This is a genomic window from Paenibacillus sp. FSL K6-1122 (genome assembly GCF_037977015.1).
Lineage (GTDB): Bacteria > Bacillota > Bacilli > Paenibacillales > Paenibacillaceae > Paenibacillus > Paenibacillus amylolyticus.
Map to the genome: position 1 here is coordinate 1096075 of NZ_CP150272.1, position 15437 is coordinate 1111511.

At 45.7% G+C, this 15437-nt stretch carries 12 protein-coding genes; 9 read left to right on the plus strand and 3 right to left on the minus strand.

The window, feature by feature from the left end:
* Window positions 1–36: 36 nt before the first annotated feature.
* Complete coding sequence (locus NSQ20_RS04875; RefSeq protein WP_100527698.1) at window positions 37–1071, minus strand: PocR ligand-binding domain-containing protein; 1035 nt, start codon at window positions 1069–1071, stop codon at window positions 37–39.
* A gap of 305 nt (window positions 1072–1376) precedes the next feature.
* Here NSQ20_RS04875 and NSQ20_RS04880 point away from each other — a divergent pair, with 305 nt between their 5' ends.
* The 5 genes from NSQ20_RS04880 (at window position 1377) to NSQ20_RS04900 (ending at window position 9753) form a co-directional block, all read left to right on the plus strand.
* Window positions 1377–2519 carry a glycerol dehydrogenase gene (locus NSQ20_RS04880; RefSeq protein WP_017690500.1) on the plus strand — a complete coding sequence of 381 codons (1143 nt, stop codon included), beginning with the start codon at window positions 1377–1379 and terminating at the stop codon, window positions 2517–2519.
* Entirely contained in the window at window positions 2519–4288 is a 1770-nt protein-coding gene (gene dhaK, locus NSQ20_RS04885; RefSeq protein WP_340031979.1) for a dihydroxyacetone kinase subunit DhaK, read from the plus strand. The genes NSQ20_RS04880 and dhaK overlap by 1 nt, the downstream gene beginning before the upstream one ends.
* A 261-nt stretch (window positions 4289–4549) precedes the next feature.
* The gene (locus tag NSQ20_RS04890) at window positions 4550–6697 is read left to right on the plus strand and encodes a hypothetical protein (RefSeq protein WP_340031980.1); all 2148 of its coding nucleotides are present in this window, start codon (window positions 4550–4552) and stop codon (window positions 6695–6697) included.
* 465 nt (window positions 6698–7162) lie between these two features.
* Complete coding sequence (locus NSQ20_RS04895; RefSeq protein ID WP_036606182.1) at window positions 7163–8341, plus strand: alanyl-tRNA editing protein; 1179 nt, start codon at window positions 7163–7165, stop codon at window positions 8339–8341.
* 107 nt (window positions 8342–8448) lie between these two features.
* The gene (locus NSQ20_RS04900; protein WP_340031981.1) at window positions 8449–9753 is read left to right on the plus strand and encodes a DUF1963 domain-containing protein; all 1305 of its coding nucleotides are present in this window, start codon (window positions 8449–8451) and stop codon (window positions 9751–9753) included.
* 641 nt (window positions 9754–10394) lie between these two features.
* Here the strand turns inward: NSQ20_RS04900 and NSQ20_RS04905 are convergent.
* Both NSQ20_RS04905 and NSQ20_RS04910 read right to left on the minus strand, forming a co-directional pair.
* Window positions 10395–10742, minus strand: a complete 348-nt coding sequence (locus NSQ20_RS04905) for a DUF1801 domain-containing protein (protein ID WP_340031982.1) — start codon at window positions 10740–10742, stop codon at window positions 10395–10397.
* The gene (locus NSQ20_RS04910) at window positions 10739–11314 is read right to left on the minus strand and encodes a GNAT family protein (protein ID WP_174806482.1); all 576 of its coding nucleotides are present in this window, start codon (window positions 11312–11314) and stop codon (window positions 10739–10741) included. Before NSQ20_RS04910 ends, NSQ20_RS04905 begins: the two co-directional genes overlap by 4 nt.
* Window positions 11315–11569: 255 nt before the next feature.
* Between NSQ20_RS04910 and NSQ20_RS04915 the strand changes: the two genes are divergently transcribed.
* The 4 genes from NSQ20_RS04915 to NSQ20_RS04930 all read left to right on the plus strand — a co-directional run bounded on the left by NSQ20_RS04915 (window position 11570) and on the right by NSQ20_RS04930 (window position 15423).
* Window positions 11570–12025 (plus strand): GNAT family N-acetyltransferase, encoded by a 456-nt coding sequence (locus tag NSQ20_RS04915; RefSeq protein WP_101314624.1) that lies wholly within the window; start codon window positions 11570–11572, stop codon window positions 12023–12025.
* A gap of 163 nt (window positions 12026–12188) precedes the next feature.
* Entirely contained in the window at window positions 12189–12317 is a 129-nt protein-coding gene (locus tag NSQ20_RS04920) for a hypothetical protein (RefSeq protein WP_340031983.1), read from the plus strand.
* A gap of 95 nt (window positions 12318–12412) precedes the next feature.
* A complete protein-coding gene (locus tag NSQ20_RS04925) occupies window positions 12413–13807 on the plus strand; it encodes an amino acid permease (protein ID WP_340031984.1) in 1395 nt (464 codons plus the stop codon).
* A 290-nt stretch (window positions 13808–14097) separates the two neighbouring features.
* Window positions 14098–15423 (plus strand): WXG100 family type VII secretion target, encoded by a 1326-nt coding sequence (locus tag NSQ20_RS04930; RefSeq protein WP_340031985.1) that lies wholly within the window; start codon window positions 14098–14100, stop codon window positions 15421–15423.
* The last annotated feature ends 14 nt before the right edge of the window (window positions 15424–15437 follow it).

Below are 15437 nucleotides of genomic sequence, written 5' to 3' on the forward strand. Positions count from 1 at the left end.
AACCTCATCTTTGATACGAAAAAAGTATCAGTGAATCTATATCTTCTCCTGGAGGTATTTGCGATAGAGAGCAGGCGTAATTTCCTCGAACTTTTTGAATATTTTGATAAAATATCCCGATTCATTAAATCCCAGCTCATCACTGATCTGTGAGACAGGCATGTCTGTGACCTCCAGCAATTGCTTGGCCCACTTTATCTTGAGTTTTGCCAGATAGGTGGTAAAGTTCTCACCCGTTTCCTTGGCAAACAGTCTGCTGAAATAACTCGGACTCAGGTGGCATAGATCGGCCATTTGTTTGAGTGAAACTTGTTCACTCTTGTGACTGTGAATGTATTCAAAAGCAGGCTGAAGCACCGGGCTGGAGCTTTCCGTGTCACTTGGGCTGTTCTTCAGATAAGCATCCGCTATCGCATTGGTCATCTCTTTTTTGATCGACTCGATATTACGAATGGAGTAACCCGGCAGAATGGTGGAGAGGTTTAGAGTCTCCTGATTGCCTGAAGCTTTTTCGAACATTTCAACTAACAGATTTTTGTTTAGCGCTTCTTCCACAATGTAGTTGCAGAGCAGGGATAACATGTTAGAGATTTTCACAATCTCTTCATAGGTCATCACAGGTAGCTGGGCGTAATCATCCTTTAATTCCTCCAGCTTGGCTGCATGCATGGGTACGTTTTTGGACGTGACAATTTGCTCCAAGTCGCTACCCTTTTCCGGATCGGCGAGTTTCACTTGTCCTGCCATGACGGCGCCGATATATTTGCCATCAATCGTGATCGGAATCGCGATATCTATAATATTGAAATGGCATAAATACACATAAGGTTCATTCAATCGAACGGCTTCCAGACCACCGCGTGAATCACATTTTTGACAGTAGGGGAGAAGCTCCGGGTCTTTACGGACATTCTGGCAGAAAGCCTGACAGCTGCTGTGACTGGTTACGGGAATGCCTTTATAATCAACGGTGAGGATCGCCAGTTTGGTTACTGTTGCGAGAGAATCTTGTAGACGCTTCCATTTATTTAGGTCCAGAATTTTATTGATATGCAGATATTCTTTGATCATTGGTGCAACCTCCATAGGCTAACCAGATTCATAATTTAGGCCGTTAAAAGTTAGCAAGTTGTACATATTAAGATGTAATGATGACGGGTAATGTATAATGGGAGGTCAAAATTCAACCATCTCATGACAATAAGATACCATGATTGTGCCAAAAAGCAAAAAATTACGATTGTAAATTATAATAATTTGTTATCAAAGTCCACTGTAAACCTGTTGCTCATGCGTTATATTAAGGTCAATTGTAAGAAATTAAAATTTGATGTAATCACTACACTATTTCATATCCTTAGGAGGCATATAATATTATGAGAAAAGCATTTATCAGCCCAACTAAATATGTACAAGGCGAAGACGAGTTGTTGAACCTGGGGTACTTTGTTAAATCCTTCGGAGAATCTGCTTTGCTGATTGCACATCCAGATGATGTACAGCGTGTCAAAGCAAAGCTGGATGCAACAGCCGAGAAATTTAATATTACGTTTGTTGAAAGCGGTTTTAAAGGGGAATGTTCCCGTGAGGAAGTTGCTCGTCTACAAGCGATCGCGAAGGAAAAAGGATGTGACTCTACCATCGGTCTTGGTGGTGGTAAAGCCATTGATGCGGCCAAATGTGTAGCAGAAGGCGAAGCACTGATCATCTGCCCAACGATTGCGGCAACAGACGCACCAACAAGTCACTCCGCTGTATTGTACACACCGGATGGTTCTTTTGATGACTATGCTTACTTCAAACAAAGCCCAAGTGTGGTACTCGTTGATACAACGGTAATTGCCAATGCACCAACACGTTTCCTCGTATCCGGTATGGGAGATGCGCTCTCTACATACTTCGAAGCAAGAGCAACAGCAAAATCCTATTCCCGTGTAAACGCAAGTCTGCCAATGGGTTCCCGCGAAGGATATACCCCATCTGCAGTAGGTACCAATGCGGCGCTTGCACTGGCAAAACTGTGTTATGAAATGTTGCTGACTGACGGTGCAAAAGCAAAAGTAGCGAGTGACAGTAACGTCGTGACACAAGCGCTGGAAAACATCGTTGAGACCAACATTCTGTTGTCTGGTCTTGGATTCGAAAGTGGCGGTCTGGCCGCAGCACATGCAATTCACAACGGTTTGACTGTTCTGGAAGGCACACATCATTTCTTCCACGGTGAAAAAGTATCGTTTGGTACAATCGCACAGCTCGTCCTTGAAAATGCACCAACCGAAGAGCTGCATGAAGTCATGGACTTCTGTCTCGAAGTGGGACTGCCGATCAGCTTGGCGGATATCGGTGTAGACACGATTAGTCAGGAAGAGTTGTTGAAAGTGGCAGAGATCGCTTGTATTCCGGAAGAATCCATTCACGCTATGCCGTTCCCAATCACTGTTCCTGAAGTGGCTGCTGCCATTGCAGCGGCTGACCGCATGGGCCGTGAGTACAAAGCAGCTCGCCGGGAGGTAAAATAATGAAGAAAATTATTAACCAGGCCGAACATGTTGTTATGGAAATGTGCAACGGGATTGCGCTTGCCCACCCGGAGCTTGAATTTCTGAAAAAATATAAAGTCATCAAACGCAGAGAGATCCAGGCGGATAAAGTCAGTCTGATCAGTGGCGGCGGCAGTGGACATGAACCGGCTCACGCTGGTTATGTCGGTAAAGGGATGCTGGATGCAGCGGTATGTGGAGATGTATTCGCATCTCCTTCCCAAATCCAGGTATATCAAGCGATCAAGGCAACAGCCAGCAACAAGGGTACACTCCTGATCATCAAGAACTACAGCGGCGACATGATGAACTTCAAAAATGCAGCACATCTGGCTGAAGAAGATGGCATCAACGTACAGTATGTGCGTGTTGAGGATGACATCGCTGTACAAGACAGTTTGTATACCGTTGGACGTCGCGGTGTTGCCGGAACTGTACTGGTTCACAAGATTGCCGGAGCAGCAGCCGAAGAAGGCCGCAGTCTTGCAGATGTGAAATCCGTTGCTGAGAAAGCAGCTCAGAACGTGCGCAGTATTGGTTTTGGATTCACATCCTGTACCGTGCCAGCCAAAGGCACGCCTACATTCGAAATTGCTGAAGATGAGATGGAATTCGGCGTAGGGATACATGGTGAGCCAGGGATTCGCCGTGAGAAATTGGTATCAGCGGATGAGTTGGCAGGACGTATGGTCGAAGCATTGCTCGCAGACATGAAGCTGGATAAGGATGCATCCGCTGAGATTGCGGTGCTGGTGAATGGTTTTGGTGCAACGCCACTGCAAGAACTATACCTGCTCAACAATACCGTTCAGCGTGAGCTTGCTGGACATGCAGGTCTGAAGGTCGCTACTACGTTTGTAGGCAACTACATGACAAGTATCGATATGGCGGGTGCGTCGGTTACGATCCTGAAACTGGATGATGAACTAAAAACGCTGTTGTTCAAGGAAAGTGATACACCTGCATTTAAAGTATCCGGCCCTCCAGCAGCACAAGTGGCGTATTCCGAAGCGCTGGAAGCTGTTGTGGGTGAAGACGCTCCTGTATCTTACGAAGTGGAGACGGATGCATCAGCTGCGGTCATCAAAGGCAATCAATTTTCACTGGACAATGTCGTCTATCTGATCGATAAAATGGGTGAGATCATCATCAAGAATGAAGTACCATTCTGTGAATTGGATTCCCATGCCGGTGATGGCGATTTTGGTATGAGTGTGGCAAAAGGCTTCCGCCAGTTGAAACGCGAATGGAATCACATCATTAACGAAGATAAAAAAGACATCGGATCATTCCTCGATGCATGTTCCTTGGTCATCATGGAATATTGTGGCGGCGCATCCGGCCCAATCTGGGGTTCGGCATTCCGTGCGGCTGGCAAAGCAGTAGGGGATAAACAGCAATTAAACGTTGCTGAATTCGCCGAGATGATCCATGCAGCGGTGCAAGGGATTCAGTCTACAGGAGAACGTTCCTTCGGACGTGGTGCCGTTGTAGGTGATAAAACCTTGATCGATGCACTCGTTCCGTGTGCCGATTCCTGGACTCAAAGTGCGGAGTCTGGCGATGACTTCAAAACAGCATTTGCCAAAGGTGCAGCAGCCGCCGTTGAAGGTGCGAAGAAAACCGAAGACATCGTGGCACGTATGGGACGTGCAGGTGCCGTCGGTGATCGTAGTCTGGGCTACCCGGATGCTGGTGCGTATGCGCTGGGTGTTATTTTCACAGAATTATCTGAGTCGATGAAATAAGATTGGTCACGGGTTTGCCCAGCGTCATTCATCAGACAGGTATAGAGATTGAGTCAGCAAATGTTAAGCTACTATGCAGCAAGTGACACAGGTAATGGCGCCGGACGTCCGGCGCCGTTATGTGTGCCTTTTTTAGGCCATACTAAGTCAATTTTTACATGTTATCATTTACATCTAATTTGAATAGCTCTTTGGACGTATCTACAATGCACTATTATTCATTCATTTATCTAGTATTTTATATTTATTAAGGGGACCTTTATGAGAACAGTCACATCATTCTTAAAAAAACCGCAGGGGTTGTTGGTTTTATCACTCATTTTGGTCATTTTCGGCAGCTTGTTTGCTGGAATGTTCAACTCTTCCTTTTATTCCGTTAAGGTCAAAGAGATCAAATTCCAAGCCGATCATGGCACGCTATCGGGTCTGCTCTACATGCCTAAAGGGGCAGGTGCGGATGATAAACGTCCGGTCATTATTACAACACATGGATATCTGAATACGAAAGAAATGCAGGATGCACCTGCTATTGAGATGTCCCGACGCGGCTATATTGTGCTTGCACTGGACATGTATGACCACGGGGATTCCCGCTGGAGTGCAGATATTCCGGTAAAGGATCTGTTCGGAACGTTCTGGATATACTCGCAGTTTGATGCAGCCAAATATATTTATGAGCAGGACTTCACCAAGAAAGATGAGAAAGGCAATGCCTACGTGGCAGTCAGCGGTCACTCCATGGGTGGGTTCTCAACGCTGTTGTCAATGTACATGGACGAGATGAGTTCCCTTCAAACAGGATACCGTATGATCTACACAGGCATCTCAGCAGGTGCGGATTACTCTTACGCTGCGGCGGTTGCGCCACAGGATCAGCTTCAGGCTGCATTTGGCAGTCGGACGGTGGGCATGGTCGCGGGGAAATATGACGAGTTTTTCTTCAACAAATCGGATGAAGAGAAAACAGCCGCAGAGAAAGAAGTACAAGGTACGGTGACTCGCAAGGATTTTGCAGCAACGGCTTCGGGTAAAGCCTTCCTTGGCCTTGCACCTGATGCGCCAAGAGGCACGACCGATACATTTACCAAAGTACCATCCGGCGATCTGACCGTAGACGGAAAAGTGGTACGTCCTTCCCAAACGGGTGAGCATATTTTGTTTACGCCTAATCAGACTCACCCATGGAACCATTTCTCGCGTACAACAACCGAGCATCTGATCGACTTTTATGCCCATGCCTTCAATGGTGTAACGTCGCCGAACCAGACAAATGTGAATCTGGATTCTGGCAATCAGATCTGGTGGGCTAAGGAAGCCTTTAATTTTGTCGCTCTGATTGGGTTCTTCCTGATGATCGTTCCGCTGATTACGTTGCTGCTCAGACTTCCGTTCTTGCGTAACGCGGCAACAGGTGAGATTGCAACCGTGTCCGCAGCGGTCAATGGAAAACAAAAAATAATCTATTGGCTCGCTATCGCATTCAGCACCCTGATTCCAGCGATTCTATTCCCAACCTTAATGGATAAAGAGGCAAATGGATTGAATGTGCTTCGCATCATCGCTCTTATTGTAATCGCCGTGAGTGTGCTTGGGGCCATTATTGGGTTCGTGATGGCTGGAAGCAAGAAGAACGATTATACATCAAGCCGCCGGATGAAAAATATTGCGGTAGGCAGCGTAATTCTGGCTATCGTATCTCTGGTGATGTGGATCATCTTCAACTATGCAGATAAGATTGTGGTTACAAGTTCTTACTTCAATGAACCGACTACGAACCAGATTGTCTACTGGGCGCTGGTGTCGGCGTTAATTATGATTCTGGTGACCTTTGCATTCCACTATTTTTCCAAAAAGGATGCAGGAACCCGCTTCAGCGATTATGGGATCAGCCTGAACCCTGTTACGATAATTGCCAGCTTGGTAACCGCAGTACTCGCAGTAGTCATTGGGTACGCATTGTTATTCGTAGTACAGGCGATTTTCGGAACAGATTTCCGGATCTGGACGTTTGCGGTCCGTACGTTCGAGAGTGAACACTTCATTACCGCATTGCGGTATACACCGTTCTTCCTGATATATTACTTTGTCAGCGCGGTTGCTCTCAATGCTAATACACGTGGCAAACGTGGGGGCATGTTCCTGGCCATGGTCCTGAATGTTGGCGGGTTGGTGCTGTGGTTGCTGGTGCAATACGGCAAAGACTTTATGACAGGTGTGGCGTTGTATCCAGGTCAGGCATTGAATGGCATTCTGCTCTTTGCACTGGTGCCTTGTCTCATCATCGCTGCTGTGTATGCACGCAAATTGTTTGAAAAAACGAATAACGTATGGCTCGCCGCATTTGTGAACACATTATTGTTCACCATGGTTACGGTGGCGAATACCGCCCTGTTCTGGAATTTGGTTTAATGTAAAAAAAAGACATGGAATGCACCTAGGATTACACTTGACCACTCTGATTGCAGACCATACTTGATTTGACACTCAGGAACTACACAGACAGAAAACCTTTCGATCTCTCTTATCCCCGGATTTTAATGATTTTTCCCCTGAAGCTAGAAATCTGGTGATAAAGGAGCACGCTTCGCTTCTTCAGGTCCTTTCTGTCTGCTTCGCCCTTGTGTCTATAATAAGTAATATGTCTGCAATCTCCGTTCCGGTGTAATCATAGCTCAAACCATATCCAACGTTACATTAAACGTGGATATAAGTAAGGGGACCGCTCTGTAGCTTGGCTTACAGAGCGGTCTTTTTGATATGGAGGAGCGATCTTGTGTGCCTTAAATTGGATTCGCAGTTCCAGATAGTGTAATCTGGAGGTTAGGTGCAGATCGGTAAAAACCCATTTGAACGAGAAGGGATCGGGATAATTCAATGACGAAAAAAATCTATTATGACTCTGCTTACACCAGAGAGTGGCATACAACGATTACAGGTAGAGTGGACAAGGAAGACGGCGTATATGTCACGCTGGCGGAGACTGCTTTTTACCCGCATGGGGGCGGACAACCTTGTGATCTGGGGCAAATTGGCGGAATCGCTGTTCTGGATGTGAACAGCGAAGATGGTGAAGTATGGCATAAGCTGGAACGCGTCCCTGAAGAGACTGAAGTACATTGTGAGATTGACTGGGAGCGAAGATTCGATCATATGCAGCAGCATACGGGTCAGCATTTGTTATCGGCAATCACTCTGAAGCTGACTGAAGCGATGACGCTCAGCTTCCATCTTGGAACGGAGTATGACACGATTGATGTGGCTGCGGCTGAACTGGGAGCGAATCAATTGACTGCCATTGAACAAGAAGTGAATCGGCAGATCTATCGTAACGCTCGGATCAACACGTCTTGGGTTACTGCAGAAGAGGCTGCACAGTTACCACTGGTGAAGCAACCTACGGTAACGGAAGACATTCGCATCGTTGAGATCGAGGGTGTGGAGTATAACGCCTGCGGAGGAACGCATGTGTCGGCGACAGGTGAGATCGGGATCATCAAACTGTTGAAAACCGAAAAAGTGAAGGGCGGCACCCGCATTTATTTCAAATGTGGAACAAGAGCCCTGAATGAATTCACAGCTACACAAAACGTGCTCAACAGCATCATGGTTAAATTAAAGACCAGCAAGGACGAATTATTGGAGCGCATTGAGAAAATGGAGCTGGAGCAAAAACAGCTGCAAACCGAGCTGAATGCAGTGAAAACAACGAATGATGCTTACTATGCGGATGAACTTCTGGCCGCTCGGCAAGGGCTAGTGATTGCTCAGGTCTTTGAAGACAAATCGCTCAAGGATATGCAGAGCCTGGCCACCAAGCTGACGGCAGACCATGAGGGGCTTGTACTCTTTGCCAGTATCTCAGAGGCCAAAGTGGTTCTGGCACAGAACGGACAGCCGCCTGAATGGGCTTGTGGACCTTTCTTCAAAGGTAATCTTGGAGCCTATCAAGGCAAAGGTGGCGGCAGTGAAAAGATAGCTCAGGCAGGCTTTGCCAGCAGTGAAGATGCGCTTGCCTTTTATGAATTCACCAAGGACCAATTGGGACATCACTGATTCGCATTTTCCTTTAGAGACACGCAGGCATTTAAATATGGAGTAAGGGACAAGCACGTCACATTGTGGCGTGTTTTCCATTGCCAATAGTTGAAGGAGGTTGGAATATGACAGAACGAATTCCGTGTATACGGGAAGGGTGTGCAAATACCATTTTACCAGCAACAGCGTTGAAAACGGGTGGTTATTGCATGCCTTGCAAGCAGGAGATGGAACGCGAGGAGCGTCAGAGATACATTGAAGCGAATCGACGTGACGTGAACTTGTATGCAGGTATCACAGACCCAGTCGAAATTTTGAAAATCATGCACAAACCTCAGGTTCGCGATCCACTAATTCGTTATACTCCCTATGAACAACCCGAGGAACAGGTATATCTATCTTTGTCTGTAGAGCAACAAGATCAGATGAAGGATTACGCGATGCAACGGATTTGTACAGGTGATGAAGATACGGGCAAAGACATTCTGGTATATCTGGTCTGCTACCATGATATATCGTTGACTGCCGAAATTCCTGAGGTGCTGGAACAAGAGATCTATTATCCTGCCATTTTGTATAAAAGTGCCTCGGGTGAGGTTCGTGATCGTCTCTTGCAGCAGGTGAACAGCGATGATGAGAATCGGAACCACATATTGCTCATGCTGGCCCATATCGGAGATGATGTTGTCGTGCGGCAGTTCCGGCAGTGGAGACAATCTCCTCCATCTTGGGCGAACGAATTATACGTGGCACCTGAGCATTACACCACTGAAGCTGGTTGGGAGCTTACAAAAGACGGGCAGCGCAGGGAATTATTCATCACCCCAAGTTATTCACTCTATAAAGTAAAAGAGAATGAAGGACCTAACGTGGAGTTAACCGGAAGTTCACTATCGATGCTGAACCCTAGCACCAATTGCTGTCCATGGTGTGGCAATGCGTTAACCACCTTAATTAGTCTGGATGTTAAGCATCCAGCATTGAATGACGTTTCTTGGCATGCTCAGCAACTTCAGATACAGACTTGCGTGATATGCAGCAGTTACGGTGTGGTTTACATGGAGCTGGACGTAGCAGGAGAACCGTTATGGAGTTCACATAATGTCATGCCTGCGGGAATGGACGAGATTGACCTGGACGACTATGGTAAACTTGCACCGGATGTTGGCCAGCAGTTTCGGATTGCAAATGCATCGCGTCATGCATTCCATGCCAGTGAGTGGGCGATGGAGCCATCGTTATCTCAGGTCGGCGGCCATCCGGGATGGGTTCAAGATGCGGAGTACCCAACATGTCCACGCTGTTCCACGAGAATGAAGGCTGTCGCACAACTGGACTGGGGCGAGGTTGAGAAATATGGTGAGGGTATGTATTACATGTTCATATGTGAGCCGTGTCAGATGACCGCCGTATCGTACCAGCAATCTTGATGGTGGAAGCTAGTATAAAACATTATAAGCAAGTATAAGCAGTCATCTTATTATAAGATTACACCGCTGTTAAGGTTGGAATGACAGTAGTAGACAGACTATAACAAAGGGGCATCCCGAAGTTCTTGGAACTTCATGGGATGCCCCTTTGCCCTGCGCAGGATGGATGTGAGATATCTTTGCTACAGCCAGTCGTTTATGCTATTTATTTAGCCGCCAGAGTGAGAATGGGTTGTTTTTTCTACGTGCAGAGGCCGCTTGTCGTACTCACACAGTCTAACGAACCTAGCACGTCTTATTGGGTGAATTTGCAGCAGTATAGAATTCTAACGAATCATAGCCACTCTATTTCTCCAATTGTCATGGTTTTTCGAAGAAAATCGAAGGGGGTTTCTGTAATAAGACTGCTGAGATTCGTTAGAATTTCATATGCCAGTTTAACTGCGACATAAGGTGTGTCCGATTCGTTAGCGCTTGGCCCAAACCCAAACCCAAACCCAAACCCAAACCCAAACCCAAACCCAAACCCAAACCCAAACTCACCCCATATACTCTAACTGCACATTACCACTCACACATTACCACTCACACATTACTACCTAAGTTACTACTTCGGCGTATGTGCTCTTCACTACATCTCTCTACAATTCCGCAGATGCCTGCTTTAACAAACCAGCCAACCATTCATAGTCCGGCGTATCTTTTTCCTTGAGTTTGATCGTTTTGCGCTCTTCTGGGCCTTCAAATATCCCATCGGGTAGATCGAGTCCGGTTGCATTGAAGATGGTGAAAGACATGGCTTGTTTGGAAGGCGAGATGACCGCAGCGTACTTTCCGTTTTTCAAAAAATGAGGTTTCTTGTATTGTACGCGTTCCTGCACGTCAGGGATGGTATCATGCACCAACTGACGCAGTTGTCCAGCGACTTCTACTTGCCAGGGGATTTGAATCTGTTCAATAAACGCAGTAACTTCTGCATTTTTGGTCATACTTGTTCACCCTCCGTATGGATCTGATTGTGTGTTTCCCATTCTGGTCTTAGGATTCCCATCATCAAGCGGTCATAACGCTTACCATCACGATATACAGCTGAGCGTGCCCGACCTTCCAACTGAAAACCAACCTTTTCATAGGAACGGATTGCTTTGGCATTGTAGGCGATGACATCAAGGCCAACTCGGTCCAGATTCATCTCATGGAACGCATATCGTAAAATAAGATTCAACGCTTCCGTGCCATATCCCTTGTTGCGATGTTTGGCAAGTCCGATGCCAATGGCAAGCTGTCCGCAGCGGTTGTTCCATTCAATGCCATGAATGACGACAAAACCAATCAGCGTATCCTCTTCATGCGTGCGAAGTCTGAAGTAAACTTCCTTGTTCTTCGTTTCGCCCTCATCCTCCAACTGTTTCTCCGAATAGGGAATGGCCAGGTCAGTATCCACATTCCGAAGGTACTCCGGGTCTTCGTTCCATTGCAACATGGTCTGCACGTCTTCAGAGCGTGGTGGCGTCATCTTTAATCGTTTGCTATAAAACAGGTTATCCGTAGTGAGTGTCATAGGGTTCTCCTTTAAATTAAGTTAAGCTTGCTTCACCTTAGTTCCACGTTTAACTCTATGTATATTTCGCAATAGACCTCGCCCCTTTGGCATCTGATAGCCTCATCATACTGGAAATTATAGGTGAATCACAATAGCGTATTTCAGTGGATATAAGTAACCTCTTGTCATAAAACCTAACACGGTAGTAAGATAAAATGATTGATATACATTCAGTGATAAAACCAATAAAAATGTCGGCGGGAGTGGTACGTTATGGAGATCAAAGTGGATGATTTGAGTGGAGTCCAAGTTAAGGCTTTAATTGCGGAGCACTTGCAAGGGATGGCAGCAGATTCGCCTCCAGAAAGTATTCATGCGTTGAATCTGGACGGACTCAAGGAGCCCGAAATTACTTTCTGGTGTGCTTGGGAAGGGGACGACTTGCTCGGCTGCGGGGCTATCAAAGAACTTGATCCAGAGCATGCAGAGTTGAAGTCGATGCGTACCGCTTCGGCTCATCTGAGAAAAGGCGTAGCGAGAAAAATTTTGGCGCATATTATGGAGGTTGCCACAGACCGTGGTTATAAGCGAATCAGTCTGGAGACGGGTTCAATGGATTCATTTATCCCGGCAAGGAAGATGTACGAAGACTTCGGATTTGAATATTGCGAACCATTCGCGGATTATGTATTGGACCCGAACAGCACGTTTATGACGAGAACAATTTAAATGGATTTACATGAGAAACCAGTATTCTGTTTTTTTACAGGATGCTGGTTTTTTTATTTTGCAACATATCGTACATTTTAAGAGTTGGAAAACGAGTAGAATAAACTCAATAATACAGCATTAAAAGCAACGTGGTCTTGTGACGAAGAGGAGGGAGTTGTCCATGATATACTGGTGGTTTGATCATATGAATCCGCTGTTTGCTGTCTTGGTGTTATGTCCCATCATTGCTGTGGTGCTAACCTGGATTGCACACAGATTGCTTCGTGCCATTGTGGGGTATAAAACATAGGTTATGTCCATATATGTTTGGGATGAATTGGCCATAAGGAACTTCTGGGCTGATTGATGGACAATAGGGTATACTGGACATTATGTCTATGAAATATGACAGCATTACAGACGTTTTTTACATCAGGAGGACTTGAATTGGCTCAGACAGAAGGAACACTACAAAAGAAGCTTAAACCAAGACACATCAGTTTTATGGCTATGGGTGGTGTCATTGGAACGGGAATTTTTAAAGGCAGTGCAGAGACGATTGGACTCGCGGGTCCGGGCGTTATTGTCACGTACATTTTTGCCGGATTATTGCTGCTGGTTGTTATGGCCGCGATGGCGGAGATGGCTACGGTGTACAAGAACAAAAATATGAAAGACTTCGTGCAGGAGGCATTTGGTAGCAGAGTATCCTTTGTTATGGGATGGATGTACTGCTTTCTATGGCTATCGGTGTGTGTCATTGAGGTGATTGCCGCCGGAAGTTTTTTGCAGTATTGGTTCAGTGAAGTACCGCTGTGGATGCTGAGTCTGGCATGTGCGGCGTTCATTATACTGGTTAATCTGTTAAGTGTAGGTGTGTTCGGGGAATTTGAGTTTTGGCTGGCCGGGATCAAAATTGCCATGATCATTATTTTTATCTTCCTGGGTGCAGGATTGATCTTTGGCATTATCCCAAGTGACAACACGCCATATCTGCAAAATTATACGCAAGCAGGCGGGTTCTTCCCGAACGGATGGTCTTCGATCTTCTCGGCACTGCTTGTGGTCATGTTCTCTTATGGGGGATCGGAGCTGATTGGTCTGACCCTGACCGAGACGGAAAATGCAGAAAAGGTTATGCCTAAGATTGTGGGCAATTTCATGCTCAGAATTATTCTGTTCTTCACCTTGCCGATTCTCATCATCTGTGGACTCATCCCCTGGAATGAAATCGGGCCGGAGAGCAGTCCGTTTGTACAGGTGCTTGCATCCACGGGACTGCCGGGAGCAGCACACATAATGAACTTTATTTTGGTGACGGCGGTTCTGTCTGCTGCGAATTCAGGGATCTATGGTGCATCCCGGATGATGCACTCCATGGCAGTAGGCGGTGAAGCTCCAAAGGCATTGTCACAGACGAATCGCAACGGAAGCCCTGTTAACACACTTCTGGTGTGCTCAGTAGTTTTGCTCGGAGGTTCCTTGCTAGGCCTGTTCGCGCAGGATCAACTGTTCCGCGTATTGCTCGCAGTTCCGGGGTTTGTCGTAATCCTTGTGTGGATCTGTATTGCTTCATCACAGCTGAAACTACGGAAGAGATATCCGGTTCAACCGACCTTCAAAGTTTGGGGATTCCCTTATATAACCGGAGTTGTTGTACTATGTCTTAGTGTGATTGCGGTGATGTTTGTGTTTGATGAAGGTAATCGGTTCAGCATTAGCATCTGTCTTGCCGTGCTTGCGTTGCTGATTATATGGTCCCTGATTCGATTCAGGAAGACGAATAAACAAACAGTTTAGTATGAATGGGTAGTATACAAATGTAGAACAACACGACATCTCGGCGCTTGTGCCGGGGTGTTTTTTTGTAGGCACTAAGGGAACGATCTTATTTAGGAATGGGAAGATCTGTTTTTGTTATAACTGGGACAAATTAGGGGTAATACGAACTAGATAAATAAACCGGCAGTCTCTACGAAATGATCTGTGTTCACTTTATAATAAAAGCCCATCTGTACATATGAATCTTATAGCATTCTAAACAACAAATGTTCGTATAACAACGAAATATATTTAGAACGAGGTCTCCCATGACAACGATAAAAGTAACTCCTGAACAGTTGATATCTGTCTCGAAACAATTTACAACAGCTCAGAATCAGGTTTTTCAGATGAATAACATCTTGAAACAACATTTATTTGAAATCGAAAGACAGTGGGATGGTAGTACGAAGGAAAGGTTTTATGTTGATTTTATAGTTGCGCAGCGGGTGATGGATGACTTTGTCTCACTATCTTTATCCATTGCCAGAGAGCTTGAAGGGCATGCGGAGAAATTCAGACTTGCTGATCAGCAAGCTGTACAATCCTATGATGCAAGTTGCTTACCACCACCGCCAGATGAATGCAGGGCACCAGCAACCGACACCCGTAATGCTTTTCAGAAGTCTGCTGATAGTTTAGTCGAATTGGGACAAGCCTTTATGCAATCTGCGGATGATCGATATCAAAAGCGTTATGATAGTGTAGGTGGTTTTCTGGATTATTGGACATTTGGTATTCCAAGTGGTCTTGTTCAGGGGTATGTAGACAGGGCGGATAAAGCATTCAACTCCCCGAATGATGCTGCCAACTGGCTCACATTTGGTATCCATGGGACGATACGGGAAGCCACCTTTCCGACCAATGCCTGGTCCAGTGAACACTGGGCAAATATGATTGGGTTGGGAGGTCTAATGGTTGGAGGGGGTTATGCCTCCACGATGATCAAGCCGCATAATCTTCTGACTTCGTCGGGAGGCGGCGCGAAGATTAATTCATTCAATCGTCCGCCTGGTACAGGGCAGTTAACAGGTAGTTTTAATGGACATCAAGATCAACGCCTTCGAGTTCTGGATAACATTGCTGAGAGTAAAAAGGCGAGAGAATCCTCTAAGTTTTCCGAGTATCTGGAGAAGGAAAAAGAGGCGGGGACACGCATAGATAATAGTAAAGATATGTTCAGAAAAGGTATAGATGATCCATTAAAAGAAGTTCTTGGCCCTGGAAGGGAATCTCATCCCGAGAAATGGAAAGAAATTATTGATCACTTGGAATCAAACGGTGTGGAAGTAATTCATAGAGGCGAGGATATGGCGTATTCTCCAAAAAGAGGTGGACCTGGGCAGTTAATTATAAATGAGGATGCTTCAATAGGGGCACTTTTACACGAATACACACATTATCTAGACGATATGAACAAAGGTTTTCCGGGAATGAGTTATCATTTTCAGACTATGAATCGTGTTAAAATGGAATTAAATGCATACATGAGAGAAATAAAAATAGCTGATGAATTAGGTCGAAATGATATTGCTAATGCTCTGTTTGAAAATTATGTAAGAGAAAGGCAGACCCTTACGAGTCATTTGAAATAAAATTTAATGGAGGG